General features: G+C 60.4%; 23 protein-coding genes. 7 read left to right on the forward strand and 16 right to left on the reverse strand.

All coding sequences use genetic code 11. The annotated features are described in order from the left end of the window. Position 1 precedes the first annotated feature (1 nt). From cueR to AC3WTM_RS14425, 3 genes are all read right to left on the reverse strand, one after another. The gene (gene cueR, locus AC3WTM_RS14415) at positions 2 to 415 is read right to left on the reverse strand and encodes a Cu(I)-responsive transcriptional regulator (protein WP_102672585.1); all 414 of its coding nucleotides are present in this window, start codon (positions 413 to 415) and stop codon (positions 2 to 4) included. Further along, entirely contained in the window at positions 412 to 2,805 is a 2,394-nt protein-coding gene (locus AC3WTM_RS14420) for a heavy metal translocating P-type ATPase (RefSeq protein WP_102672584.1), read from the reverse strand. Before AC3WTM_RS14420 ends, cueR begins: the two co-directional genes overlap by 4 nt. Positions 2,806 to 2,907: 102 nt before the next feature. Further along, positions 2,908 to 3,291 carry a hypothetical protein gene (locus tag AC3WTM_RS14425; RefSeq protein ID WP_102672583.1) on the reverse strand — a complete coding sequence of 128 codons (384 nt, stop codon included), beginning with the start codon at positions 3,289 to 3,291 and terminating at the stop codon, positions 2,908 to 2,910. Positions 3,292 to 3,440: 149 nt separating this feature from the next. On the opposite strand from AC3WTM_RS14425, the gene AC3WTM_RS14430 reads away from it, so the two are divergent. Next, the gene (locus tag AC3WTM_RS14430; protein ID WP_102672582.1) at positions 3,441 to 3,638 is read left to right on the forward strand and encodes a heavy-metal-associated domain-containing protein; all 198 of its coding nucleotides are present in this window, start codon (positions 3,441 to 3,443) and stop codon (positions 3,636 to 3,638) included. 90 nt (positions 3,639 to 3,728) lie between these two features. After that, complete coding sequence (locus AC3WTM_RS14435; protein ID WP_102672581.1) at positions 3,729 to 4,925, forward strand: multidrug effflux MFS transporter; 1,197 nt, start codon at positions 3,729 to 3,731, stop codon at positions 4,923 to 4,925. A gap of 418 nt (positions 4,926 to 5,343) precedes the next feature. On the opposite strand, the gene AC3WTM_RS14440 is transcribed toward AC3WTM_RS14435, so the two are convergent. Next, positions 5,344 to 6,357 (reverse strand): zinc-binding alcohol dehydrogenase family protein, encoded by a 1,014-nt coding sequence (locus AC3WTM_RS14440; protein ID WP_057712133.1) that lies wholly within the window; start codon positions 6,355 to 6,357, stop codon positions 5,344 to 5,346. Positions 6,358 to 6,482: 125 nt separating this feature from the next. Between AC3WTM_RS14440 and vimR the strand changes: the two genes are divergently transcribed. Together vimR and AC3WTM_RS14450 are read left to right on the forward strand one after the other, a co-directional pair. After that, entirely contained in the window at positions 6,483 to 7,412 is a 930-nt protein-coding gene (gene vimR / locus AC3WTM_RS14445) for a transcription regulator VimR (RefSeq protein WP_057716524.1), read from the forward strand. 315 nt (positions 7,413 to 7,727) lie between these two features. Next, positions 7,728 to 8,462: a helix-turn-helix domain-containing protein gene (locus tag AC3WTM_RS14450; RefSeq protein WP_057712132.1), complete on the forward strand. Its 735-nt coding sequence runs from the start codon at positions 7,728 to 7,730 to the stop codon at positions 8,460 to 8,462. Between the two features lie 101 nt (positions 8,463 to 8,563). On the opposite strand, the gene AC3WTM_RS14455 is transcribed toward AC3WTM_RS14450, so the two are convergent. From AC3WTM_RS14455 to AC3WTM_RS14480, 6 genes are all read right to left on the reverse strand, one after another. Then, positions 8,564 to 9,517, reverse strand: a complete 954-nt coding sequence (locus AC3WTM_RS14455; protein ID WP_102672580.1) for an adenosine deaminase — start codon at positions 9,515 to 9,517, stop codon at positions 8,564 to 8,566. 82 nt (positions 9,518 to 9,599) lie between these two features. Beyond that, entirely contained in the window at positions 9,600 to 10,565 is a 966-nt protein-coding gene (locus AC3WTM_RS14460) for an isopenicillin N synthase family dioxygenase (protein WP_102672579.1), read from the reverse strand. A 144-nt stretch (positions 10,566 to 10,709) separates the two neighbouring features. Next, positions 10,710 to 11,792 carry a BMP family ABC transporter substrate-binding protein gene (locus AC3WTM_RS14465; protein WP_102672578.1) on the reverse strand — a complete coding sequence of 361 codons (1,083 nt, stop codon included), beginning with the start codon at positions 11,790 to 11,792 and terminating at the stop codon, positions 10,710 to 10,712. A gap of 249 nt (positions 11,793 to 12,041) precedes the next feature. Then, positions 12,042 to 13,400 carry an 8-oxoguanine deaminase gene (locus tag AC3WTM_RS14470; protein WP_008050330.1) on the reverse strand — a complete coding sequence of 453 codons (1,359 nt, stop codon included), beginning with the start codon at positions 13,398 to 13,400 and terminating at the stop codon, positions 12,042 to 12,044. Positions 13,401 to 13,555: 155 nt separating this feature from the next. Beyond that, positions 13,556 to 14,245 (reverse strand): SDR family oxidoreductase, encoded by a 690-nt coding sequence (locus AC3WTM_RS14475; RefSeq protein ID WP_102672577.1) that lies wholly within the window; start codon positions 14,243 to 14,245, stop codon positions 13,556 to 13,558. A gap of 19 nt (positions 14,246 to 14,264) precedes the next feature. Then, on the reverse strand, positions 14,265 to 14,621 hold the full coding sequence (locus AC3WTM_RS14480; protein ID WP_102672588.1) for a MerR family transcriptional regulator: 357 nt from the start codon (positions 14,619 to 14,621) through the stop codon (positions 14,265 to 14,267). Positions 14,622 to 14,703: 82 nt separating this feature from the next. On the opposite strand from AC3WTM_RS14480, the gene AC3WTM_RS14485 reads away from it, so the two are divergent. Further along, positions 14,704 to 15,195: a hypothetical protein gene (locus AC3WTM_RS14485; protein ID WP_102672576.1), complete on the forward strand. Its 492-nt coding sequence runs from the start codon at positions 14,704 to 14,706 to the stop codon at positions 15,193 to 15,195. Here AC3WTM_RS14485 and AC3WTM_RS14490 read toward each other — a convergent pair. From AC3WTM_RS14490 to AC3WTM_RS14515, 6 genes are all read right to left on the reverse strand, one after another. Beyond that, positions 15,192 to 16,118: an ABC transporter permease gene (locus AC3WTM_RS14490; protein WP_102672575.1), complete on the reverse strand. Its 927-nt coding sequence runs from the start codon at positions 16,116 to 16,118 to the stop codon at positions 15,192 to 15,194. The two genes, AC3WTM_RS14485 and AC3WTM_RS14490, sit on opposite strands and share 4 nt — an antisense overlap. Beyond that, entirely contained in the window at positions 16,118 to 17,224 is a 1,107-nt protein-coding gene (locus AC3WTM_RS14495; RefSeq protein WP_102672574.1) for an ABC transporter permease, read from the reverse strand. Before AC3WTM_RS14495 ends, AC3WTM_RS14490 begins: the two co-directional genes overlap by 1 nt. A gap of 11 nt (positions 17,225 to 17,235) precedes the next feature. Beyond that, the gene (locus tag AC3WTM_RS14500) at positions 17,236 to 18,801 is read right to left on the reverse strand and encodes an ABC transporter ATP-binding protein (RefSeq protein ID WP_102672573.1); all 1,566 of its coding nucleotides are present in this window, start codon (positions 18,799 to 18,801) and stop codon (positions 17,236 to 17,238) included. 546 nt (positions 18,802 to 19,347) lie between these two features. Continuing rightward, positions 19,348 to 19,929, reverse strand: coding sequence for an IMPACT family protein (locus AC3WTM_RS14505; protein WP_102672572.1), 582 nt, complete (start codon positions 19,927 to 19,929; stop codon positions 19,348 to 19,350). A gap of 6 nt (positions 19,930 to 19,935) precedes the next feature. Further along, positions 19,936 to 20,586 carry a TetR/AcrR family transcriptional regulator gene (locus AC3WTM_RS14510; RefSeq protein WP_102672587.1) on the reverse strand — a complete coding sequence of 217 codons (651 nt, stop codon included), beginning with the start codon at positions 20,584 to 20,586 and terminating at the stop codon, positions 19,936 to 19,938. A gap of 89 nt (positions 20,587 to 20,675) precedes the next feature. Next, entirely contained in the window at positions 20,676 to 21,596 is a 921-nt protein-coding gene (locus tag AC3WTM_RS14515) for a LysR family transcriptional regulator (RefSeq protein ID WP_102672571.1), read from the reverse strand. Positions 21,597 to 21,734: 138 nt separating this feature from the next. Between AC3WTM_RS14515 and aptA the strand changes: the two genes are divergently transcribed. Further along, positions 21,735 to 23,084 (forward strand): omega-aminotransferase AptA, encoded by a 1,350-nt coding sequence (gene aptA / locus AC3WTM_RS14520; RefSeq protein WP_102672570.1) that lies wholly within the window; start codon positions 21,735 to 21,737, stop codon positions 23,082 to 23,084. Between the two features lie 177 nt (positions 23,085 to 23,261). Next, on the forward strand, positions 23,262 to 24,755 hold the full coding sequence (locus AC3WTM_RS14525) for a CoA-acylating methylmalonate-semialdehyde dehydrogenase (protein ID WP_090452969.1): 1,494 nt from the start codon (positions 23,262 to 23,264) through the stop codon (positions 24,753 to 24,755). Positions 24,756 to 25,165 lie beyond the last annotated feature (410 nt).

Below are 25,165 nucleotides of genomic sequence, written 5' to 3' on the forward strand. Positions count from 1 at the left end.
ATCACGATGGGGCCGGGGTGACACAACACCCCGACTCCAGATTCTTGAGAATCGGGCAATCCGGCCGATGATCGCCCTGACAGTGCTCAACCAGGTCCTGCAAGGTGTCACGCAACTGGCCGAGTTCACGGATCTTCTGGTTCAACTCATCGATGTGCTGGCGGGCCAACGCTTTCACATCGGCGCTGGCGCGCTGGCGGTCTTGCCAGAGGGTCAGCAACTTGCCGACTTCTTCCAGGGAAAACCCCAGATCCCGCGAGCGTTTGATGAACGCCAGCGTGTGCAGGTCGTCTTCGCCGTATACCCGATAGCCGCTGTCGGTGCGATGGGCTGCCTTGAGCAGGCCGATGGATTCGTAATAACGGATCATCTTTGCGCTCAGGCCACTGTGGCGGGCCGCTTGGCCGATGTTCATCGGTTGTCCTCCAGGTCCTTGGGTTTCCAGGTTTTCAACAGTAGCGCATTGCTCACCACGCTGACGCTCGACAATGCCATGGCCGCACCGGCCAACACCGGGTTGAGCACGCCAAATACGGCCATCGGAATGCCGATCAGGTTATAGACGAAGGCCCAGAACAGGTTCTGCCGAATCTTGGCGTAGGTCTTGCGGCTGATCTCCAATGCGGCCGGCACCAGTCGTGGATCGCCGCGCATCAGGGTGATGCCGGCCGCGTGCATGGCGACGTCGGTACCGCCACCCATGGCGATGCCGATGTCGGCGGCGGCCAGTGCCGGGGCGTCGTTGATGCCGTCACCGACCATCGCCACCACTCCGGTCTGTTTCAGTGCGGCGACCGTGGCTGCTTTGTCCGCCGGCAGCACTTCGGCATGCACATCGTGGATGCCCAAGGCCTGGGCCACCACGTTGGCGCTGCCACGATTGTCGCCGGTCAGCAGATGGCTGCTGATGTTTCGTGCGCTCAGTTGTTGCACCGCTTGCAGCGCGCCGGGCTTGAGGGTGTCACCAAAGGCGAACAGGCCCAGCACGTGGGGTTCGGGGGATTGTTCGATCAGCCAGGACAAGGTACGGCCTTCTTTTTCCCACTTGATCGCCGAGTCGGCCAACGGCCCGGCACTCAAGCCGCTGTCTTCCAGCAGACGCCGATTGCCCAGCGCCAGGCGACGTCCTTCGAGGCTGCCGGCGATGCCGCGACCAGTCAGGGACTGGCTGTCGCTGACATCGGCCACCTTCAGTCCACGCTCGGCACAGGCATCCAGAACCGCCTTGGCCAACGGATGCTCACTGCCGCGTTGCAGGGCGCCGGCCAATTGCAACAGGCTCGCCTCATTACCGCCGATGGCACTCAGATGAGCAATGCGCGGGGCGCCGGAGGTCAGGGTGCCGGTCTTGTCGAACACCACCGCGCTGACTTCATGGGCTCGCTCCAGTGCTTCGGCGTCCTTGATCAGAATTCCGTAGCGCGCCGCCACGCCAGTGCCGGCCATGATCGCCGTCGGTGTGGCCAGGCCCAAGGCGCATGGGCAGGCGATCACCAGCACTGTCACGGCATTGATCAGCGCGGTTTCCATCGGCGCGCCATACAGCCACCAGCCGATCAGGGTGGCTAGGGCAATCAGCAGTACGGTGGGCACGAACACATGGCTGACTTTATCCACCAGTTTCTGGATCGGCGCTTTTGCGGCCTGGGCGTCTTCCACCAGCCGGATGATCCGCGCCAGCACGGTTTCCGCACCGAGGGCCTGGGTGCGCACCAGCAACCGGCCTTCACCGTTGATCGCGCCGCCGGTGACCTTGTCGCCGGGCTGCTTGGGCACTGGCAGACTCTCGCCGCTGATCAGGGCTTCGTCGGCGTGGCTCTGACCTTCAATCACTTCGCCATCCACCGGGTAGCGTTCGCCGGGTTTGACCATCACCAGGTCATTGAGGCGCAGGGCGCTGATGGCGACGTCTTGCTCGTGACCATCGGTCACCCGAATCGCCCGTTCCGGACGCAAGGCTTCGAGGGCTCGAATGGCGCTGGCAGTCTGGCGCTTGGCGCGGCTTTCCAGGTACTTGCCCAGCAGCACCAGGGCGATCACTACCGCCGAGGCTTCGAAATACAGATGTGGCATGCGCCCGGCGGCGGTGGCCCATTCGTACAGGCTCAAGCCATACCCGGCGCTGGTGCCCAGGGCGACCAGCAAATCCATGTTTCCGGCCCCCGCGCGCACGGCTTTCCAGGCGGCGACGTAAAACCGTGCGCCGAAGATGAATTGCACGGGCGTGGCCAAGGCGAACTGTGCCCAGGCCGGGAGCATCCAGTGCACGCCGAATGGCTGTAGCAGCATCGGCAATACCAGCGGCAAGGCGAGGGCAATGGCGATGATCAAGGCCAGGCGTTCGCGGTGCAGGCGCTGTTGCTGATTGTCGGTTGACGGGTGTTCGGCTTCCCAGACGCTGGCGCTGTAGCCAGCCTTTGTCACAGCGGCGATCAAGGTCTGCGGATCGATCTGACCAAGCAGTTCAAGGTGGGCGCGTTCGTTGGCCAGGTTGACGCTGACGCTTTTCACTCCGGCCACCTTGCCCAGCGCACGCTCTACGCGACCGATGCAGGATGCGCAGGTCATGCCGTCGATGCTCAACTCCAGGCTCTGTTGCGGCACGCTGTAGCCGGCCTTGGCCACGGCATCTATCAAGGCCGGCAAGCTGTCGCCGGGTGCCTGAACCCGCGCCTGCTCAGTGGCGAGGTTGACGCTGACAGCACTGGCGCCTATGACTTTGCTCAAGGCGCGCTCGACCCGCCCGGCGCAACTTGCGCAGGTCATGCCGGCAATCGGCAGGTCGAACGTGGTGGATTCGGACATCGGTCGCACTCCCTGTAGTAGATGACCACAGGATCAACCTTGCCATGCTGGCAAGGTCAAGTGCCAATCTGAAACTGTTGCAGATCCCCTGTGGTTTAGATGTCAGTAGCCGAGACCGGCGCGTTTCAGGTACATCCCTTCCTGCGTCATCGCGATCCGGTACTTGAGCACATCGCCAGCCTTGAGCTGGATATCTTGCGAACCCGGCGCGAGCATTCCCGGATTGCAACCCGGCATCTGGCCCGGCAGCAGTTTCAGGCGCAGCGAGACGATGCCCGGCGGCAGGTTGAACGAGGTGCTCTGTTCCTGAAACAGCCGCGCCGCCAGTTGATCCTGGATGTACACGCCGATTTCGCAACTGGTCGCGACTTCCAGGCGCTCGCGGGAAATGATCAGCACGCCATAATCCTGACTGGCAGCATTGGCCGAAGGCACGGCGGCGAAAAGGCTGAGAAAGCCCAACAGGCTGAAAACTGACCAGCGCATGGCTGAATCTCCTGAGTTCGAGTCATTGATGGACGCAGCTTGGCCGAGCGTCGCGTCGATTGCCAGCCCGGCAGCTCTCTTCAGAACTTGACCTTGCCATGGTGGCAAGCTCGAAACTGGATTCAACCCTAGGAAAAAGGAGTCATCCCATGCAAGTGTTCAACGTCGAAGGCATGTCTTGTGGTCACTGTGTCAAGGCCATCACCCAGGCGCTCCAGGCCAAAGACCCGGCAGCCAGTGTTCGGGTCGATCTGGCTGCCAGGGAGGTCGGTGTCGAAAGTGCGCTGACCGCCGAGCAGGTGATCGAGGCGATCAGAGAAGAGGGTTATGGTGTCAAACTGGCCTGAATTTGATAGTTAGCGAGCTACCGGAATGTTCAAGGCGTCCGTGCGCGGCTAGACTGTCGGGCTGCCGACTTCTGCCCCACTGGATGCCTGATGAACTTCCGTACCATTCTGATTCTCGGCGCCTTGAGCGCTTTCGGTCCGCTGGCGATCGATTTCTACCTGCCGGCCTTCCCGGCCATGGCCCGGGCTTTCGGCACGGACGAAAATCACGTCCAGATGACGTTGGCGGCCTACTTCCTCGGCTTGTCCATCGGTCAGTTGGCCTATGGTCCGGTGGCGGATCGTTTCGGGCGACGCATTCCGTTGCTCATCGGTGTCGGTCTGTTCACTGCTGCTTCCGTGGCGTGCGCCTATGCGCCGAATCTGGAATGGCTGATCGGTGCGCGCTTCATCCAGGCGTTGGGCGGTTGCGCGGGGATGGTGATTTCCCGGGCGGTGGTCAGCGACAAGTGTGATGCGGTGGGGTCGGCGAAAGTCTTTTCGCAACTGATGCTGGTGATGGGGCTTGCTCCCATCCTTGCGCCGTTGCTGGGTGGGTTGTTGGTCAACACCACCGGCTGGCAGTCGATCTTCCTGGCGCTGACCGGTTTCAGTGCGCTGGCGGGGCTGGCGGTTGCGACGGGCTTGCCGGAAAGCTTGCCGGCCCACATACCGCGTCAACCGCTGTCGGGTGCGCTGCGTCAGTACGGTCGGTTGCTGGCCGATCCCATATTTCTTGGCCATGCCTTGACCGGGGGCATCGCCATCGCCGGGATGTTTGCCTACATCGCCGGTTCGCCCTTCATCTTCATCAAGCTCTACGGCGTTGCGGCCGAGCATTTCGGCTGGCTGTTCGGCATCAATGCGGCGGGTTTCATTCTGGTGGCGCAGGTCAATGCGCGGTTACTGGCCAAACGTGGCCCGATGTTTTTGCTGGCGCGCGCGGTGTGGGTTTATCTGGCGGCCGGTTTGACCCTGCTCGCTGTCAGCTCTCTGCACACGGCACAATTGTGGCCGCTGCTGATTCCATTGTTTGTCTGTATCGCCAGCCTCGGTTGCATCAGCCCCAATGCGGCGGCTTGTGCGATGAGCGGGCAGGGCGCACGGGCCGGCAGCGCGTCGGCGCTGCTCGGTTGCCTGCAATTCAGCGTGGCTGCCGGCGCCTCTGCGCTGGTGGGCGTGTTGCACGACGGCAGCGCCGTGCCGATGGCTATGGTCATCAGCCTGTGTGGAATTCTGGTGGTGAGCGCGGCGGTGCTCACCCGGCGTTTGCAAAATGCCCGGGCGCTGGCGCAAGCCCGGGTTTGAGGCCGGAGTCAGCCGGCTGCGCGCTGCGTGAGGAGGACGGGTATCGGGTGGGGGGCCTGAATGCGGGCTTCAAGGGTACGTGTGAAAGCACGAGCTTCTGCTTCGCTGCGGAACGTCACAGCATGTTGGTCAAGACGGACTTGCCACTGGGATTTTGCCAGTTCTTTTATCAGGATCTTCACAGCTGATCACCTCTCGTAAAAGACGTTACGCAAAAGAATGCCTCGCAGGAGATTCGATTGTAGTCCCGTATACGGTCACCATTGTGACAAGCATCAACTGTCTGACTGACGGTTTGTAACTAAAAAAAACACGGCTTTTCGAGGGCGCCCACAGAGGTTGTCCGCGACCGGACCGTCCCGGTCACAGACGGAAAACAGCAGAAAGCGATGAAATCAGTGACGGTTTTTTCAGCGCTTCAGAACCCTTCCAATACAATCTTGCCCTTGGCTTTTCCGCTTTCCAGTAGGGCATGGGCACGGCGCAGATTGGCCGCGTTGATCGTGCCGAAGTGTTCCCCCATCGTGGTTTTCAGTGTCCCGGCATCGATCAGCCAGGCGACGCGATTGAGCAGGTTGTGCTGTTCGATCATGTCCGCGGTTTCAAACAGCGAACGGGTGTACATGAACTCCCAGTGCAGTGACAGGCTCTTGCGCTTGAGCTTGGTCACGTCCAGCGACTTGGGGTCATCGATCAGCGCCAGTTTGCCTTGGGGCGCCAATGCCTCTACCAATTGGTCCAGATGCTGGTCGGTCTGGGTCAGGCTGGCGACGTGGGTAACCTGATCCACACCGGCACGCTTGAGTGCTTCGCTCAGTGGCTGGCCATGGTCGATCACCAGGTCAGCGCCCAACTCCTTCACCCAGCTTTGGGTTTGCGCACGCGAAGCGGTGCCGATGACTTTCAGGGCTGTCAGTTGGTGAGCGAGCTGCGTAAGTATCGAGCCCACGCCACCTGCCGCGCCGACGATCAACAGGCTCTGGCCTTCATCGGTTTTGCCTTCGCGCACTTGCAGTCGCTCGAACAGCAGTTCCCAGGCCGTGATCGCGGTGAGCGGCAGGGCAGCGGCTTCGGCGAATCCGAGGGTCTTGGGCATGTGGCCGACGATGCGCTCGTCCACCACATGCAACTCGCTGTTGCCGCCCGCCCGCGCGATGGAGCCGGCGTAAAACACTTGGTCGCCGACCGAGAACAGCGTCACCTCACTGCCCACGGCCTTGACCACACCGGCCACGTCCCAACCCAGCACTTTGGCCGCGCCGCCTTCGGGCTGGACGTTCTGGCGCACCTTGGTGTCCACCGGATTGACCGAGATGGCTTTGACTTCCACGAGCAAGTCGCGGGGGCCGGCAACCGGCTCTGGCAGCTCGATGTCTTGCAGAGCCTTGTTGTCGCTGATCGGCAACGAGGCGTAGTAGGCAATGGCTTTCATGGGCGGCTCCTGAACACTAATAAAGAAAGGATTCGATGGGGCAGATGATTGGCTATTTCTCCTGAAGATAAAACCGGCTAAAAGAGCAGTCTCTTTCAATTTTTTTTTGATAATCGGTGTTCTTGATGCTGCGTTTCGATGACTTGCAGTTGTTTGTCCGGGCGGCGGACCTGGGCAGCCTGTCCGCCGCCGCGCGGGGCATGGACATGTCGGCGGCGGTAGCCAGTGCGGCGCTCAAGCGCATCGAACAGCAACTCGGCGCCCGTTTACTGGCCCGCTCTACCCGCAGCCTGCGCCTGACCGCCGAAGGCGAGGGCTTTCTTGAATACGCCCGCGCGGCCCTGAGCAATCTCGACGAGGGCCGGCGATTGCTGGCCAGTGGTCAGGATCAGGTCAGCGGGGTGCTGCAACTGTCAGCGCCATCGGACTTTGGCCGCAACCTGCTGCTGCCCTGGCTCGACGAGTTTCAACGCGAGCATCCGAAACTCACCGTGCGCCTGCTGCTGGGGGACCGCATCGCCGACCTGTTTCGCCAACCGGTAGACATTGCCCTGCGCTACGGTGAGCCGGAGGACTCCAGCCTGGTGGCGCTGCCCATCGCCCCGCAGAACCGACGGGTGCTGTGCGCCGCTCCCGGCTATCTGGCCCGCCATGGCGAGCCGCGTCAGCTGGAGCAACTGGCACAGCACAATTGCCTGTTGTACATGCTCGGCAGCCGGGTCCACGATCACTGGAGTTTTCACGACGGCAAACGCGAAGTCAGCCTGACCGTCAGCGGCGATCGTTTCAGCGACGATGCCGATGTCGTGCGCCTATGGGCCGTGGCAGGTGCCGGGATCGCTTACAAATCCTGGCTCGATGTGGCCGCCGATGTACTGGCTGGCCGCTTGAAGGTGCTGATGCCGGAGCTGCTCTGTGAGCGCGCACCGTTGAATCTGTTGTGCGCCCATCGCGCACAATTGAGTAAGCCGGTGAACCTGTTGCGTGAAATGCTTGCCAGACGATGCGCCCTTTTGAGTAGTCAATTTCCAGGCTTTTCGGAAATCGATCATTAGTCGCACGAAAAAAGAGAAATTTCCCTCAGGAACGATCACCACCTACGCCGGGTGGAGGAAAGGATCCGCCGACCAACCCGCATATACTAGCGCCCTCATCATGTAAGTAGCGTCGATCCCCAATGGTGGGTCCACGTTCGAGTCGGCCCGGCTGCACGGTCATCCTTCTGGCCTTCGCAGCATCGGCCGGGCAGCGCAAATGGTTGAGCAAGGCGTTGCCGGGCTTATGGCAGTTTCCACGGATTGGCCGACGACACATTACTGGTCAAGATTTCTCTGGGCAGTAGACGAAACGATTCAACAGGGAGTGAATACATGGAACATGCACCTTGCATCAGCCAGATTGCCACGTTGCTGGCTGACCCAAAGCGCAGCGCAATGATGTGGGCCTTGATGGATGGTTCGGCGCGAGCAACCGAAGAGTTGGCATTGTTGGCCGGCCTGTCATCGTCGTCGGCCAGTGCACACTTGGGCCGTTTGTCCGCCGGAGGTCTGCTGAAGGTTGAGAACCGTGGCCGCAAACGCTTCTTCCGCCTGGCCGCTCCCGAGGTCGGAGCGGCAATCGAAGCACTGGCCAGCGCGACCTTCGCCAGTGCACCCCAGGATATTCCAGACGTATTCAAGCGCAATGCACCTCTGGTCAAACCCCGGGTGGTGCGGTCGCCATTGTTGAGTGCCCGACTGTGCGACGATCACTTGGGGGGCACCCTGTCCGCCGATCTGTATCAGCGGCTGCTGGAGGCAGGCTGGATCGAACACTTTGATCAGCGAGTCACGGTCACGCTCAAGGGCGCGACAGAGTTGGCGGCACGGGGAGTGTTCATCCAGGCGCTGGCCCATCACAACGGCAGGGTTGCCTGCGCCTGCCCCGACTGGAGCGAAAGGCGCCCGCACATGGGCGGCTCGCTGGGCGCGGCCTTGTTGCAGCTGTTCATGCAGTCGGGGTGGTTGAGCCTGCCCAACGATTCCCGAACGTTGCAGGTGACGGCCTCCGGGCAACGGGAAATTCATCGCTTTGCCAGTGAGTCCGAACTGGAAATGGCGCTTTAGGAGTCAGCTTGCCGGCGATGGCTGCCTCTCATCCAGCATCAATACTGGACGTGATGGCCTTATCGCTGGCAAGCCAGTTCTTACATGGTTTGCATTTGCCTTTAGGGTTTTACCAACCGCGCATCGAGACTGTTCTGCGCCAGGCGCTTGGCCTGATCCTGGGTCATGCCCAGATGGGTGTACAACGCATGGAAGTTCTCGGTGACATAACCGCCGAAATACGCCGGGTCATCGGAGTTCACGGTCACTTTCACGCCGCGTTCCAGCATGTCGAGGATGTTGTGCTGCGACATGTGATCGAACACGCAAAGCTTGGTGTTCGACAACGGGCACACGGTCAGCGGGATCTGCTCGTCGATGATTCGCTGCATCAGGCGCTCGTCTTCGATGGCGCGCACGCCATGGTCGATGCGCTGGATTTTCAGCAGGTCGATGGCTTCCCAGATGTACTCGGGCGGGCCTTCTTCTCCGGCGTGGGCGACGGTCAGGAAGCCTTCGTGGCGGGCACGGTCGAACACGCGCTGGAACTTGCTTGGCGGGTGGCCCATCTCGGAGCTGTCCAGGCCCACGGCGACGAACGCATCGCGGAACGGCAGCGCCTGGTCGAGGGTTTTCTGGGCTTCGTCTTCGCTCAGATGGCGCAGGAAGCTCAGGATCAAACCACTGGTGATGCCCAGTTGCTGTTCACCATCCTTGAGCGCGGCGGCGATGCCGTTGAGCACCACTTCGAACGGGATGCCACGGTCAGTGTGGGTCTGCGGGTCGAAGAACGGTTCGGTGTGAATCACGTTCTGTTCTTTGCACCGCAGCAGGTACGCCCAGGTCAGGTCATAGAAGTCCTGGGAGGTGCGCAGCACATCGGCACCCCGGTAATACAGGTCGAGGAACTCCTGCAGGTTGTTGAAGGCATACGCCTTGCGCAAGGTTTCGACGTCGTTCCATGGCAAGGCAATCTTGTTGCGCTCGGCCAGGGCGAACAACAGCTCCGGCTCCAGCGAGCCTTCCAGGTGCAGGTGCAATTCTGCCTTGGGCAGGGCGTTCAGCCAGTCGTACATAATTCTTTTCTCATCAGGTGCAATGGTCGCCATTCTACAGAGGGTTGCCGCAACAATTGGTAAAACCTGACCAGGCGGTTGATCACACCGCTTCCGGTTCCCGTCGATAAGCGTAGGTATCGGCGAAGCGCGAGAGCAGGAACTCGGCGCAGGTGGTGGCCGGGTATTTCGCCGGGTGCAATGTGTCCTGACATCCGGGCAGGCATTCGATGCGGGTATCCGGGTGCGGCTCGGCGAAGAACGGCATCGAATAACGATCCACGCCCTGGGGGCTGATCACCCGGTGCGGCGTCGACAGGTAACGGTCGTTGCTCCAGCGCGCCATCATGTCGCCGAGGTTGACCACGAACGTACCTTCGATTGGCGGCGCGTCGATCCATTCGCCTTTGACGTTGCGTACTTGCAAGCCACCGGCGGCGTCCTGATAGAGCAGGGTGATGCAGCCGTAGTCGGTGTGCGCGCCGGCACCTTGTTGCTCTTCGGAACTGGCGGTGTGGCGGGGAGGGTAATGGATCATCCGCAGCACGCTGACCGGCTCATTGAAGCGCGCGTCGAAGAAATCACGCTCAATCCCCAGTGCGATGGTCATTGCCCGCAACAGCGTTTGCGCGAGGGCTTGCATGTCGACGTAGTGCTGCTCCATCAGCGCTTCCCAGCCGGGCATGGACGGATGGCGATTGGGGCCGCGCAACGGTTTTCCCGCCAGTACGTCAGGGTGCTCGGCCGGCAGGTGCAGGCCCATGTCGAAGGTTTCTTTGAGGTCGCTGGGTTTGCTCGGGTCCAATTGCTCGGTGGCAATGGCGCCGTAACCGCGATGGTGACGGGTCTGGGTGATGTCGATCTTGAGCTTTTCGGCGCTAGGTTGGCCGAAGAAGCGTTTGGCGCTGTCGAGTAGTTCGTCGATTCGCGCAGTGCTGATCGGATGGCCCTTGATGTAGAAGAAACCCCACTCGCGGCAGGCGAGGTCGATTTGTTCGGCCACCGCTGGCCAGGCGGATGGATCGTCGCTGTAGAGCGGGGTGATGTCGATGATGGGGAGTTGATTCATGCGCAGTCCTTAAGAACGCTGAAGATCCAATGTGGGAGCGGGCTTGCTCGCGAAAACGGTGTATCAGGCGACATATGTATCGACTGAGATGACGCCTTCGCGAGCAAGCCCGCTCCCACAGGTACCGTGTCCTGACCGGAAAAATTACTTCGGAATCTCGGCCTTCATGCCTTCCACGTAGTAATTCATCGACGCCAGTTCCGCCGTGGTCGCACTCTCGCCCGCCGGGATTTTCTCGACCCCGGCCTGATCCTTGATCGGCCCGGTGAACAATCGCAGCGCACCGCTCTTGATGTCGGCGATGAGCTGCTCGGCTTCGCTCTTCACCGTCGCCGGTACCAGGTCGCTGATCGGTAGTTCAACGGTGCCCTCCTTCAAACCGCCCCAGTAGTCCCGGGATTTCCAGTCATGGTCGAGCACGCTTTGGGTTGCTTGAATATAGTGCGGCCCCCAGTCATTGACGATGGAGGTCAGCACCGCTTTCGGCCCGAAGTGCGCCATGTCCGAAGCGTAGCCCACGGCATACACGCCGCGGCGTTCGGCGGCCTGGATCGGCGCGGGGCTGTCGGTGTGCTGGAACACCACGTCCACGCCCTGATCGATCAACGCGTTGGCGGCGTCCGCTTCCTTGCCCGGATCGAACCATGAGTTGACCCACACCACCTTGATCTCGGTGCCGGGATTGTATTTGTTCAGGGCCAACTGGATGGCGTTGATGTCGCGGATCACTTCCGGGATCGGGAAGGAAGCGACGTAGCCGACCTTCTTGGTCTTGGTCATCTTCGCCGCGAGGAAGCCTCCGACGTAGCGGCCCTCGTAAGTGCGCGCCAGGTAAGTGCCGAGGTTCTTGTCCTGCTTGTAGCCGGTGGCGTGTTCGAAGGTCACCTTGGGAAACTGTTTGGCAACTTTCACCGTCGGGTTCATGTAGCCGAATGAGGTGGTGAAGATCAGGTCGTATTTGTCCTTGGCCATGTTACGGATCACCCGCTCGGCGTCGGCGCCTTCGGCGACGTTTTCCACGTAGTTGGTGGTGATCTGCGAGCCGAATTTTTCCGCGAGTTCCTTGCGCCCCTGTTCATGCTGATATGTCCAGCCGTGGTCACCGATCGGACCGATATAGACGAAGCCGACTTTCAGCGGATCGGCGGCTACGGCGGTCAGGCTGGCGCTCAAACCGATGGCGGCCGCAACGGCGCAAAGCAGCTTCTTCAACGGACGGTTGTGCATGAATTGAAACTCCATTTTGTTGTGAGGTTGGCTGGGCTCTCGGGCTTGCATAGGGCAATGCAAGTTGCTGACCAACAAGACAACAAAATTGGAATCCACGGTGATGCCATCGCGATCAGGATCGAGACAGGTCCTTTAAGTCCGATAACAGTGCATGTCCTTGCACAGTTGCCACCCACTGGTGCGCCAATCCACAAAACCAATGTGGGAGCAGGCAAGCCCGCTCCCACATTTTTTACTCGGTGTTTGTCAGGTCCCTGCAATCAACTGCCGCGCCGCCTGGCTGTGATCAGCAATCAAGCCTTTCAGATCCAGTCCTTCGACTTGCCCGTCGATCACCCGCCACTTGCCGCCGACCATCACTCGATCCGCGCGATCAGCACCGCACAGCAGCAACGCCGAGACCGGATCATGGCTGCCGGAGAAGCGCAGCTCGTCGAGTTTGAACATCGCCAGGTCAGCCTGCTTGCCCACCGCCAACTCGCCGATATCGGTACGGCCCAGCAGGCTCGCCGAACCCTTGGTCGCCCAGCCCAACACGCGCTCCGGGGTGATCTTCTCGGCGCCGTAACGCAGGCGCTGGATGTACAGGGCCTGACGCGCTTCGAGCATCATGTTCGAGGCATCGTTGGATGCCGAACCGTCCACGCCCAAACCAAGCAAGGCACCGGCATCGGTCAACTCGATGCTCGGACAGATGCCCGAGGCCAGGCGCATGTTCGAACTCGGGCAATGGCAAATACCGGTGCCGGCGGCGCCGAGGCGGGCGATTTCATCCGGGTTGAAGTGGATGCCATGGGCCAGCCAGGTGCGCGGGCCGAGCCAGCCGACACTGTCCAGATAGTCCACGGTGCGCAGGCCGAAGCGTTGCAGGCAGAAGTCTTCTTCATCGAGGGTTTCTGCCAGGTGGGTGTGCAGGCGCACGTCGAGTTTGTTCGCCAGTTCGGCACTGGCCGACATGATTTCCGGCGTCACCGAGAACGGCGAGCAGGGTGCCAGGGCGATCTGGATTTGCGCGCCGTCACCACGTTCGTGGTATTCGGCGATCAGCCGCTGGCTGTCGGCGAGGATCACTTCGCCTTCCTGCACGGTCTGTTGCGGCGGCAGGCCACCGTCCTTTTCGCCGAGGCTCATGGAACCGCGGGTGAGCATGGCGCGCATGCCCAGTTCACGAACACTCTCGACCTGCACGTCGATCGCGTTTTCCAGACCTTCCGGGAACAGGTAGTGATGGTCGGCGGCGGTGGTGCAACCGGACAACAGCAATTCAGCCAACGCGACTTTGGTGGCGAGGGCGAGTTTTTCCGGGGTCAGTCGTGCCCAGACCGGGTACAGGGTTTTCAGCCACGGGAACAGCGGCTGATTGACCACCGGCGCCCAGGCGCGGGTCAGGGTTTGATAGAAGTGGTGATGAGTGTTGATCAGGCCCGGCAGGATCACATGTTCGCGGGCATCGAACACTTCATTGCACGGGGCGGACGGTTGTTGACCGGCGCCCAGTACTTCGACGATCAAACCGTCTTGCAGCACCAGGCCGCCACGGGCATCGAGACCATTGGACGTGAATATGGCGAGGGGATTTTTTAACCAGGTACGGGTCGCAGGCATGTTGGCCGGCTCCTCTGAAAGTTGGGTTCAGGGTTGCCAGCTCAGTGTTGCCCTGTCTGCTGATCCAGGTTCGCCGGGGAGGCGAGGTGCGAAGTGTCGATCAAAATGCTCTGGCGGGCAAGCCCAACCCGACAGGCAGATGCAACCCGGCGGTATTACCAGGGAATGGTTTCGCCCCGGTAATTGATGAAGTGATGCCCACCCTTGCCGACATACGCATTCACCTGATCGACCAGGCCACGGGTGCTGGTTTCCACGTCGATGTCCGCGCCTTCACCACCCATGTCGGTTTTCACCCAGCCCGGGTGCAGCAACAGCACGGTGAGCCTGGTTTCACCCAACTGAGTGACGAAGCTGTTGGTCATGGAGTTCAACGCCGCCTTGCTGGCCTTGTACAGGGCCAGTTCCGGCGCATCCGGCATGGTCACGCTGCCCAGCACCGAACTCATGAACGCCAGCACGCCGGTGTCCGGTCGCAGTTGCTCGATAAAACGCTGGGCCAGGTTGATCGGTGCCACGGCGTTGGTGAAAAACAGCTGACCGACTTCGGCCATTGTCGCGCCACCGTTCGGCGTCTGGACATCCGGCCCCTTGACCCCGGCATTGACGAACAACAGGTCAAACACTTCGCCCTTGAGTTGTTGGCTCAGGGAGGACACCGCTTGCTGATCGTCCATGTCGAGCTTTTCGATCCGCACCTTGCCCAGGGCCTGCAAGGATTCGGCTTTTTGCGGATCGCGCACGGTGGCGGTGACTTGCCAGCCATCGGCCAGCAGGGTTTTCACCAGCCCGAGGCCAAGCCCCCGGGAGGCGCCGATGATGAGTGCGGTTTTTGCCTTGGACATGAGTGGCTTCCTTGAAAATTCAGAATCGTGGATTCAATGGACACTGTTGCCCGAGCCGTTGTTGCAACTCTTCGCGCAGTGCGCCGAGTTCGGTCATGCGGGCTTCGATCAGTTTGAGTTTGTCTTGCAGCAGTTGCGTGACGGCGCTGTCCGGATCGGGCGATTGCCAGATTGTAGCGACGCTGTTGCCGATCTCGCCGAGGGTAAAGCCCAGTCGTTGAGCGGTCTTGATGTACTGCACCAATTGCACCATGTCTGGCGGATAGTCGCGATACCCGTTGGCGCTGCGTTGCGCCGCAATCAATCCGCGCTGCTCGTAAAAGCGCAGCGTGTCGCGGCTGACGGCGCTGGCCTGGGCTAATTCACCGATGCGCATCATGACGTCTCGAGGGGGCTTGACCCTGGAGCATACTCCAGGCTTTAGCCTTGTTGCTCCCTGAATTGATGGAGCAATGTCGATGTGGACTGCAACGCAATATCGCCGGCTGGTGCAAGGCAGTGCCTGGTATGACCTGATCGTGACGGTCGCGTTTGTCACACCGTGGAGTTTTGCGGCGTTGCATGGTGTTTTGACGTGGGTGAGTCAGGCGTTGAGTTTGCCAGGTGAGCTGCCACCGTTCGAGCCGGTGCACATGTTGATGGCGAATTTGTTGGGCTCGATTGTGTGCGTATGGGCGGTGTTGCGGATTCGTGATCCGCAGCAGGTTTATGGGCGGTATGACGCCGTGGCCAGATTCCTGTTCTCAGTCTGGCAGGCTTATGCCCTGATCCATGGCGCGAGTTCGCTGCTGGTGGTTTTTCTGGTGTTTGAATTGGCGTGGGGCATTGTTCAAGTGTTGCCTGTTCGGGCCCCTTCGCGGGTAAGCCCGCTCCCACATTTGACCGAGTTCACATCCATCCAATGTGGGAGCGAGCTTGCTCGCGATGAGGCCATACCAGACAACCACTAATGCCCGGCCTGCCAAGGCTGTCCCAGCGAAACCGGCGCATACAACCGTGTGCGCACCGCATCCCGGGACAGCAGCACCAGCACCCCAATGGTCGCGACATACGGCAACATCGCCAGCAGACTGGACGGAATCGCCAGCCCCAGTCCCTGCGCCACCAGGTGCAGGATGCTGGCGAGCCCGAACAGGTACGCGCCTAGCAGCAGGCGCCACACCCGCCAACTGGCGAACACCACCAGCGCCAGGGCAATCCAGCCGCGCCCGGCGCTCATGTTCTCCGCCCACATCGGCGTGTAAGCCAGGGACAGGTAAGCCCCGGCCAACCCGGCCATCGCACCGCCGAACAAAACCGCCAAGGTCCGCACGGCCAACACCGGCAAGCCCATGGCGCTAGCCGCATCCGGGTTTTCTCCGACCGCCTGAATGATCAGCCCGACGCGGCTTTTCAGAATCACCCAGGCCACTAATGCAAACAATGCGAACGACAGATACACCAGCAGATCCTGGGCAAACAGCATCCGCCCGATCAGTGGTATTTCACTCAGATAGGGAATCGCCATCGGCTCGAATCCCGCCAGCGGCTTGCCGACCCACGCCGCACCGACGAAGGTCGACAGGCCTACGCCGAAAATCGTCAGGGCCAGACCGGTAGCCACCTGATTGGCGTTGAACATCAGCGCCACCAGGGCAAACAGCGACGACAACAGCATCCCGGCGAGCATTGCCAGCAACACGCCGAGCCATAGGTGACCGGTATTGAACGCGACGATGAAACCGATCACCGCACCAAATAGCATCATGCCTTCCTGGCCCAGGTTGAGGACGCCGCTTTTCTCGCAGATCAGTTCCCCCAGCGCCACCAGCAACAACGGTGTACCGCAGCGGATCATGGCGTAGAAAATATTGCTCAGCAGATCGATATCCATCACATCGCTCCTGTTTGTACGACGGTGGATTGTGGACGGCGGGCCCAGCGCAGGTTCAAACGCGGCCGGTAGAGAATCAGCACATCACTGGCCAGCAGGAAAAACAGCATCATGCCCTGGAACAATTGGGTGATCGCTTGCGGCAGGTTCAGGCTCATTTGTGCGCTTTCGCCACCGATGTACAGCAGCGCCATCAACAGGCTGGAAAACAGGATGCCGACAGGATTCAGACGGCCGAGAAATGCCACGGTGATCGCCGCATAGCCGTAGCCCGGCGAGACCTGCGGCACCAGCTGGCCGATGGGGCCGGTGACTTCGCACACACCGGCAAGCCCCGCCAGGCCGCCGCTGATCGAGAGCGCGAGCCAGATCAGGCGCTTCTCGCGAAAGCCGACGAAGCTGGCGGCACGCTTGTCCAGCCCGAGCACTTTGATCTGGAAACCGACAAAGCTTTTCTGCAACAGCACCCACACCGCCACCAACGCGAGCAGGGCGAAGTAAACCCCGGCGTGGACCCGGCCATCGTCCATCAGCAGCGGCAGGCGGCTGGCGTCACCGAACATCGCCGACTCGGGGAAGTTGAACCCGGCGGGATCTTTCAAAGGGCCGTGAACGCAGAACAGCAGCAGATTCAGTGCAATGTAGTTGAGCATGATACTGGTCAGGATCTCATTGGCGTTGAAGCGCGTGCGCAGCCACGCCGTCAGCCCGGCCCACGCAGCGCCCGCCAGGGTGCCGGTAAGCAGGATCAACACCAGCGCCCAGCGGCTTTGCATATCGATGATGTTCACCGCCAGCGCACTGCCGGCCAACGCACCGAGCAGCAGTTGACCTTCGGCACCGATGTTCCAGATGCGCGCCTGATAGGCGACGGCCAGGCCCAATGCGCAGAGCAGAATCGGCAGGGCTTTGACCAGCAATTCGGAGACGCCGTACAAGTCGCTGACCGGTGCGATCAGCAAGGTGTGCAAGGTCAGCAACGGGTCATGCCCGAGCGCGATAAACAACAACGATCCACAGCCCAGGGTCAGTGCAGCCGCCAGCAAGGGCGAGCACCACAGCATCAGGCGCGATTGCTGGCCGCGAGGTTCAAGAGAAAGCAGCATGTGACACTCCGTTAACGCGTGGTGGATGCGAGTGATTGGGGGGCGCCGAACTGGCCGGCCATCCAGCTGCCGACATCGCTCAGGCGGGTGTCGACGGTGGCGTGGAGCGCCGACAGCCGACCGCCGCACAAGGCGCCGAGCCGGTCGCTGATCTGGAACAGTTCGTCCAGGTCTTCGGAGATCACCAGGATCGCCGCGCCGGCATCGCGCAAGGCAATCAAGGCGCGGTGAATGGTGGCGGCGGCACCGACGTCCACGCCCCAGGTCGGGTGTGCTGCGACCAGCAGTCTGGGTTGCTGAAGGATTTCCCGGCCGAGGATGAATTTCTGCAAGTTGCCGCCGGACAGGCTGCGGGCCGGCGCCTGGCTATCGGGTGTCTTGACCCCGAAACGACGGATGATTTCCTCGGCCAGTGCTTCGACTTTGCCACGCTGGATCAGGCCGTTACTCACCAACCCGTGCTGGAAAGCAGTCAGCAGCGCGTTGTCCGCCAGGCTCAGTTCCGGCACCGCACCATGACCCAGGCGTTCGGCGGGGACGAACGCCAAGCCGAGTTGGCGGCGAGCATCGGGACGCAAATGGGCGACTGGCTCCTTGTCAAAACGGATCGTCGCGCTGGCGTTGCGGGGCAGCAGTGCTTCGCCGCTGAGCAAGGCCAGTAACTCATCCTGGCCATTGCCGGCGACACCGGCGATGCCGACAATTTCACCGCGGCGCACTTCAAGGTCGATGTTGGCAAGCGAGCAACCGAATGGATCCGGGTTGTGCCAGGACAATCCACGGACATCAAGGCACGCATCACCTCCGGTAACCTTCGGATAGTCAGCGATCAACTCCGCCGCTTCACCGACCATCAAGCGCGCCAGTTGCTGGTTCGAACACTCGGCCGGCACGCAATGCCCGGCCACCCGACCGCCTCGTAAAACCGTTGCGCTGTGGCACAACGTACGCACTTCCCCGAGCTTGTGGCTGATGAACAAAATGCTGCAGCCTTCGGCGGCGAGTCGGCGCAGGGTAACGAACAAGTCATCGGCCTCTTGCGGCGTCAGCACCGAAGTCGGTTCATCGAGAATCAACAGGCGGATGTCCTGCATCAGGCAGCGAATGATTTCCACCCGCTGCCGTTCACCGATCGACAGGCTGTGGACAAGTCGCTCCGGTTCCAGCGTCATGCCGTAGCGCCGGGACACTTCGCGAATTTTCGGCTCAAGCTGTTTGGGTGTGCCTGCCGCCGCGCCCATGGCCAGGGCGATGTTCTGTGCCACGCTCAGGGTTTCGAACAGCGAAAAATGCTGGAATACCATGCCGATTCCCAAACCCCGGGCCTGGGCCGGGTTACGCAGGCTTACCCGCTGACCTTGCCAGATCACCTCGCCGGAGTCGGCGTGGGTAACGCCGTAGATGATCTTCATCAGCGTGCTTTTACCCGCACCGTTTTCGCCGAGCAGGGCATGGATCTCGCCAGGGGCAATGGTCAGGTCGATGGCATCGTTGGCCAGGCAGCCGGGGTAGCGTTTTGTGATTCTGCGCAGTTGCAGGCGCGGAACTGGATCAGGGATTGGAGCGTGATTGGGCATGACAGGCTCAGTGCTGTTGGACTTGTGCCTGTGGATAAAGCAATTTTCTGGCCACTAGGTCAGGAAAATCTCGAAGTCCTGCGACCAGAGGCGTTCAGTACGCAGCTTTCAAATGTGCCACGCACAACCCGGCACCACATGGGGGCAATGGCGCAAATCAAGCCCCGATTTTGCTCGTGCGGTTTTGCTCAAAAAATGAGCAATCGACCACAAGCCATACCGTACACGGCGCCGAGACGGCCATGAACGGGTTATCCACAGATTGCTCCACAGTATTTGTGCGCAAGCTCACAGCACGGGCATAAGTACTGAGTGGCTACTTCTAAAGGCGATAAACCGTTGTAACTATTTGTTTTTATTTGAATTTGACGTGCTTGATGGCAGATTGGACGAAAATTGAGCAAAGTCCGCAAAGCCGCATGACAAAAGGGTTACAGCGGTATGTGCTCAGGTTATCCACAGGCGGGTGCACAGCAGATGTGGGCAAATATGGAATAAGTGAAAAAGCGACGTGCCCCAAAAAATTGCAGCCGGTGCTGAAGCCTTTTAGCGCCGTAACAAAATTCGCCCGCGACTCAAATCGGCCAGTTGTGACTGCAAGGTGTCGATTTGCGCATCGCCTACGGCCAACTGCAACTCGACGCCATTGGCGGTGAAGCTTTCATCCACAACCAATCCACCTGCCTCCGCCACCCGCAGCTTGACCAGAGCCAACTCGGCAAATCCGCAAGCGCAATGCAGTGGCACCCGGCTGATCAGCTCGAGCTTTGGCGCCGCTTGCAGGCATTTGTTTGCACCTCCGCCATAGGCCCGGACCAGCCCACCGGTGCCCAGTTGGATGCCGCCATACCAGCGAATCACCAGCACCGCGACCTGATCGCAATCCTGTGCCTCGATCGCCGCCAGAATCGGCCGGCCGGCCGTACCGCCGGGCTCGCCATCATCGGTGCTGCGGTACTGATCACCGAGCTTCCAGGCCCAGCAGTTGTGCGAGGCGTTCAAGTCGCTGTGCTGTTCAATGAACGCCTGGGCCTCGGCCGGGCTGGAGATCGGCGCGGCGAAGGTAATGAAGCGGCTCTTGCGAATCTCTTCGCGGTATTCGCAAAAACCGCTGAGGGTAAATGGCATAAGTGCTTAGATGGCAGGTTTCAGGCCGCAGCCCTTGAGAATGATGCGGATCAGGTTATCCCCGGCGTCTTCCATGTCCTGTTTGGTCAACTTGGTACGCCCGGTGACGCGGCAGATCTGCGTGGCGAAGTCGGCGTAGTGCTGGGTGCTGCCCCACAACAGGAAGATCAGGTGCACCGGATCGACCGGGTCCATTTTACCGGCGTCGATCCAGGCCTGGAACACGCCCGCACGACCCTGGAACCAGGCGCGATAATCCTGGTTGAAATACTCGGTCAGGCATTCACCGCCGCTGATGACTTCCATGGCAAAAATCCGCGAGGCTTGGGGCTGGCGCCGGGAGAACTCCATTTTGGCGCGGATGTAGCGGGTCAAGGCTTCGGTCGGATCGTCCTCGGCGGTGAGGGTGTTGAACGTGCTGTCCCACAGTTCGATGATGTTGCTCAGCACCGCCACGTACAAGCCGAGCTTGTTGGTGAAGTAGTAATGCAGGTTTGCCTTGGGCAACCCGGCATTCTGGGCGATGGTGTTCATACTCGTGCCTTTGTACCCGTGACGGGCGAACTCGTCTTCGGCGGCCTTGATGATGGTCTCTTCGTTTTTCTGACGAATGCGGCTGACGGGTTTTGCGCCGTGGGCTGGGACTTCAAAGGTCATAAGCACTTCCGAACGAGTGGGTGGGACGGCCAGTGCGTTGATAACGTACCCACCGGTTTCAGACAAGTCCTTATGTGGCGCAATGATCATTAACGCGTCGCGGCCAGGCTCTCCAGGAAACTCTCCAGCACCAGATGTGGTCGGCGCCCCTTGCGTGTGACCGACGCCAGGCTGAGGTCATAGAAGCGTGTTTTTGCTTTCAGCGCTCGCAGCCGGCCTTGCTGCACCCAAAGACTCGCGTAGTGATCCGGCAGGTAACCGATATAGCGTCCGGTCAGGATCAGGAAGGCCATGCCTTCACGGTCCGAGGCGCTGGCGGTGCAATTGAGCGCCTGATAATGGGCCTGGATTTCCGCCGGCAAACGAAAGGTCGGGGCGATGGCGTCCTGGCTATTCAGACGCGAGTCGTCCAGTTGTTTGTCGTCGACATAAAACAGCGGGTGACCGACCGCGCAGTACAACAGCGATCGCTCGCTATACAGCGGTTGATACTCCAGCCCCGACAATGCGCTGGCCTGCGGTACCACGCCGACGTGCAGGCGACCGTCGAGCACGCCTTGTTCGACTTCATTGGGCGCGATCATGCGGATCTGGATCTGTACGTCCGGGCCGCGTTCTTTCAATTGCGCGAGGGCATGGGTGATGCGCATGTGGGGCAGGGTGACCAGGTTGTCCGTCAAACCGATGATCAATTCGCCGCGCAAGTGCTGGTGCAGGCCATTGACCTCGGTGCGGAAGCTTTCCAGCGCACTTAACAGCTGCAATGCCGATTGATAGACCTCGCGGCCCTCTTCGGTCAGGGAAAACCCGGCACGTCCCCGTTGGCACAGGCGCAGGCCGAGGCGTTGCTCCAGATCGCTCATCTGTTGGCTGATCGCCGAGCGACCGATGCCCAGCACGGTCTCCGCCGCGGAGAAGCCGCCGCATTCCACCACGCTGCGGAAAATCCTCAGCAGGCGAATATCAAAGTCGCTGACCTGGGCCAGCGGATCGGGACGGCGAGTACTCATGCGGGTTACTCAAAGTTTAGTAGTTGGCTGACTGAACATTAGAAAAGTTGGATTTCACCGACTTTATCCCCGTGGCAATTTAGCTGCAACAACGGTTTTCAATCCTTACGCCGCTTATTGCCTTGCGAGGTTACGCCCATGAACCAGCCTGAAAACGCACCGACTTCCCTGGCCAGCCAGCTCAAGCTCGATGCTCACTGGATGCCTTACACCGCCAACCGTAACTTCCAGCGCGATCCACGGCTGATCGTTGGCGCCGAAGGCAGTTGGCTGATCGACGACAAAGGCCGCAAGGTATATGACTCGCTGTCCGGTCTGTGGACCTGTGGCGCCGGGCACACTCGTAAGGAAATCCAGGAAGCGGTCACCAAGCAACTGGGGACCCTCGATTACTCGCCAGGCTTCCAGTACGGTCATCCGCTGTCCTTTCAGTTGGCTGAAAAAATCACCGACCTGACCCCGGGCAACCTCAACCACGTGTTCTTCACCGACTCGGGTTCCGAGTGCGCTGACACCGCTGTAAAAATGGTCCGTGCTTACTGGCGCCTGAAGGGCCAGTCGACCAAGACCAAAATGATCGGTCGTGCCCGTGGCTACCACGGTGTGAACATCGCCGGCACCAGCCTCGGTGGTGTGAACGGTAACCGTAAGCTGTTCGGTCAGGCGATGATGGACGTCGATCACCTGCCGCACACTTTGCTGGCAAGCAACGCTTACTCCCGTGGCATGCCGGAGCAGGGCGGTATCGCCCTGGCTGACGAACTGTTGAAGCTGATCGAACTGCACGATGCATCGAACATCGCGGCGGTATTCGTCGAGCCACTGGCCGGTTCCGCTGGCGTGCTGGTGCCACCACAGGGTTACCTCAAGCGTCTGCGTGAAATCTGCGACCAGCACAACATCCTGCTGGTGTTTGATGAAGTGATCACCGGTTTCGGCCGTACCGGCACCATGTTCGGTGCTACCACCTTCGGCGTGACACCGGACCTGATGTGCATCGCCAAGCAAGTTACCAACGGTGCGATCCCGATGGGCGCGGTGATTGCCAGCTCCGAGATCTACCAGACTTTCATGAATCAGCCGACGCCTGAATACGCGGTTGAATTCCCCCATGGCTACACCTATTCCGCGCACCCTGTGGCTTGCGCCGCTGGCCTGGCAGCACTCGACCTGCTGCAAAAGGAAAACCTGATACAGAGCGTGGCCGAAGTCGCACCGCATTTCGAAAATGCGCTGCACGGCCTCAAGGGCACCAAGAACATCATCGACATCCGCAACTACGGCCTGGCCGGCGCGATCCAGATCGCTCCACGTGACGGCGACGCGATCGTGCGTCCGTTCGAAGCCGGCATGGCGCTGTGGAAAGCCGGGTTCTATGTACGCTTCGGCGGCGACACCCTGCAGTTCGGCCCAACCTTCAACAGCAAGCCGCAGGACCTGGATCGTCTGTTCGACGCGGTCGGCGAAGTGCTGAGCAAGATCGACTGATTTGACAACACACCTATAGGAGCGAGCTTGCTCGCGATGGACGTAAACGATAATGCGGGCTGCCTGGATGAACGCGGCGCCCTCACTATCTTCGCGAGCAAGCTCGCTCCTACAAAAAACATCTATATAGCAGGCGCTCTTAAAAGGACGCCTGTGGACAACTTTTCAGGAGCTTCCATGAGCGTTATTCCGCATTTGATCAATGGCGAACTGGTGACCGAGAACGGTCGCGCGGTTGATGTGTTCAACCCGTCTACCGGCCAGGCAATTCACAAGTTGCCGCTGGCGACCCGCGAAACCATCCAGAGCGCCATCGACGCGGCCAAGGCTGCATTCCCTGCTTGGCGCAACACGCCGCCGGCCAAGCGTGCCCAAGTGATGTTCCGCTTCAAGCAACTGCTGGAGCAGAACGAAGCGCGTATCGCCCAACTGATCAGCGAAGAGCACGGCAAGACCCTGGAAGATGCTGCCGGTGAATTGAAGCGCGGCATCGAGAACGTCGAGTTCGCTTGCGCGGCTCCGGAAATCCTCAAGGGCGAGTACAGCCGAAACGTCGGACCGAACATCGACGCCTGGTCTGACTTCCAGCCGCTGGGCGTGGTGGCCGGTATCACTCCGTTCAACTTCCCGGCCATGGTGCCACTGTGGATGTACCCGCTGGCGATCGTCTGCGGCAACTGCTTCATCCTCAAACCGTCCGAGCGTGACCCGAGTTCGACGCTGCTGATTGCACAGCTTCTGCTGGAGGCTGGCTTGCCCAAAGGCGTGCTGAGCGTGGTACACGGTGACAAGACTGCGGTGGACGCGTTGATCGAAGCGCCGGAAGTCAAAGCGCTGAGCTTCGTGGGTTCGACGCCGATTGCCGAGTACATCTATTCCGAAGGCACCAAGCGTGGCAAACGCGTCCAGGCCCTGGGCGGTGCGAAGAACCACGCCGTGCTGATGCCGGATGCAGACCTGGACAACGCCGTCAGCGCACTGATGGGCGCGGCTTACGGTTCTTGCGGCGAGCGTTGCATGGCAATCTCGGTAGCGGTGTGCGTGGGTGACCAGGTGGCCGATGCACTGGTGGCCAAACTGGTTCCGCAAATCAAGGCGCTGAAAATCGGTGCCGGTACCAACTGCGGCCTGGACATGGGCCCACTGGTGACTGGCCAGGCGCGCGACAAGGTCAGCGGTTATGTAGAAGACGGCGTAGCTGCCGGCGCGACACTGGTGGTGGACGGCCGAGGCCTGACCGTCGCTGGTCACGAGGAAGGCTTCTTCCTGGGTGGTTGCCTGTTCGACAACGTCACGCCAGAAATGCGCATCTATAAAGAAGAGATCTTCGGGCCGGTGCTGTGCGTTGTTCGGGTCAACAGCCTGGAAGAAGCCATGCAACTGATCAACGATCACGAATATGGCAACGGCACCTGCATCTTCACCCGTGACGGCGAAGCCGCGCGGTTGTTCTGCGACGAAATCGAAGTCGGCATGGTCGGTGTCAACGTACCGCTGCCGGTGCCGGTGGCTTATCACAGCTTTGGCGGCTGGAAGCGTTCGCTGTTCGGCGACCTGCATGCCTACGGCCCGGATGGTGTGCGTTTCTATACCCGCCGTAAAGCCATCACTCAGCGCTGGCCGCAGCGTGCGAGCCATGAAGCTTCGCAGTTCGCCTTCCCTAGCTTGTAAGTAGAAGGGCGTAGAAGGCCGACCCATTGGGTCGGCCTTTTTGTTTTCGGGGCTTTTTTGCCCTATATGACAGAATTGTGAAAATAGCTGTTGACGGCAGATTACAGGTGTCTATAATTCGCCCCACTTCCGGCGCAGTCGAAACGGAAAACTCCTTGGTAAACAAAGAGTTACGCAGTTTTCGACAGCGGGTTGCTTCAGTTCATCGAAGCCGAAAGGGAGTTGAAAGAGAGGTGTTGACAGCAGCGTGTAACGCTGTAGAATTCGCCTCCCGCTGATGAGAGATCTGAAGCGCAAGTGGTTGAAGTTACAAAGGAAACTTTGAAAGCTTCTGAAAATAATCACTTGACAGCAAATGAGGCTGCTGTAGAATGCGCGCCTCGGTTGAGACGAAAGATCTTAACCAACCG

This window comes from Pseudomonas sp. EU05-FHT14B02, from assembly GCF_058791055.1.

Excerpts from the sequence above, each read along its gene's own strand:
- AC3WTM_RS14480 (WP_102672588.1), bottom strand. The coding sequence starts at position 14,621 with ATGCGCATCGGTGAATTAGCCCAGGCCAGCGCCGTCAGCCGCGACACG.
- AC3WTM_RS14495 (WP_102672574.1), bottom strand. The coding sequence starts at position 17,224 with ATGCTGCTTTCTCTTGAACCTCGCGGCCAGCAATCGCGCCTGATGCTG.
- aptA (WP_102672570.1), top strand. The coding sequence starts at position 21,735 with ATGAACCAGCCTGAAAACGCACCGACTTCCCTGGCCAGCCAGCTCAAG.
- AC3WTM_RS14510 (WP_102672587.1), bottom strand. The coding sequence starts at position 20,586 with ATGACCTTTGAAGTCCCAGCCCACGGCGCAAAACCCGTCAGCCGCATT.
- AC3WTM_RS14420 (WP_102672584.1), bottom strand. The coding sequence starts at position 2,805 with ATGTCCGAATCCACCACGTTCGACCTGCCGATTGCCGGCATGACCTGC.
- AC3WTM_RS14470 (WP_008050330.1), bottom strand. The coding sequence starts at position 13,400 with ATGCCTGCGACCCGTACCTGGTTAAAAAATCCCCTCGCCATATTCACG.
- AC3WTM_RS14485 (WP_102672576.1), top strand. The coding sequence starts at position 14,704 with ATGTGGACTGCAACGCAATATCGCCGGCTGGTGCAAGGCAGTGCCTGG.
- AC3WTM_RS14425 (WP_102672583.1), bottom strand. The coding sequence starts at position 3,291 with ATGCGCTGGTCAGTTTTCAGCCTGTTGGGCTTTCTCAGCCTTTTCGCC.
- AC3WTM_RS14515 (WP_102672571.1), bottom strand. The coding sequence starts at position 21,596 with ATGAGTACTCGCCGTCCCGATCCGCTGGCCCAGGTCAGCGACTTTGAT.
- AC3WTM_RS14440 (WP_057712133.1), bottom strand. The coding sequence starts at position 6,357 with ATGAAAGCCATTGCCTACTACGCCTCGTTGCCGATCAGCGACAACAAG.
- cueR (WP_102672585.1), bottom strand. The coding sequence starts at position 415 with ATGAACATCGGCCAAGCGGCCCGCCACAGTGGCCTGAGCGCAAAGATG.
- vimR (WP_057716524.1), top strand. The coding sequence starts at position 6,483 with ATGCTGCGTTTCGATGACTTGCAGTTGTTTGTCCGGGCGGCGGACCTG.
- AC3WTM_RS14505 (WP_102672572.1), bottom strand. The coding sequence starts at position 19,929 with ATGCCATTTACCCTCAGCGGTTTTTGCGAATACCGCGAAGAGATTCGC.
- AC3WTM_RS14500 (WP_102672573.1), bottom strand. The coding sequence starts at position 18,801 with ATGCCCAATCACGCTCCAATCCCTGATCCAGTTCCGCGCCTGCAACTG.
- AC3WTM_RS14435 (WP_102672581.1), top strand. The coding sequence starts at position 3,729 with ATGAACTTCCGTACCATTCTGATTCTCGGCGCCTTGAGCGCTTTCGGT.
- AC3WTM_RS14460 (WP_102672579.1), bottom strand. The coding sequence starts at position 10,565 with ATGAATCAACTCCCCATCATCGACATCACCCCGCTCTACAGCGACGAT.
- AC3WTM_RS14490 (WP_102672575.1), bottom strand. The coding sequence starts at position 16,118 with ATGGATATCGATCTGCTGAGCAATATTTTCTACGCCATGATCCGCTGC.
- AC3WTM_RS14525 (WP_090452969.1), top strand. The coding sequence starts at position 23,262 with ATGAGCGTTATTCCGCATTTGATCAATGGCGAACTGGTGACCGAGAAC.
- AC3WTM_RS14475 (WP_102672577.1), bottom strand. The coding sequence starts at position 14,245 with ATGTCCAAGGCAAAAACCGCACTCATCATCGGCGCCTCCCGGGGGCTT.
- AC3WTM_RS14450 (WP_057712132.1), top strand. The coding sequence starts at position 7,728 with ATGGAACATGCACCTTGCATCAGCCAGATTGCCACGTTGCTGGCTGAC.
- AC3WTM_RS14455 (WP_102672580.1), bottom strand. The coding sequence starts at position 9,517 with ATGTACGACTGGCTGAACGCCCTGCCCAAGGCAGAATTGCACCTGCAC.
- AC3WTM_RS14430 (WP_102672582.1), top strand. The coding sequence starts at position 3,441 with ATGCAAGTGTTCAACGTCGAAGGCATGTCTTGTGGTCACTGTGTCAAG.
- AC3WTM_RS14465 (WP_102672578.1), bottom strand. The coding sequence starts at position 11,792 with ATGCACAACCGTCCGTTGAAGAAGCTGCTTTGCGCCGTTGCGGCCGCC.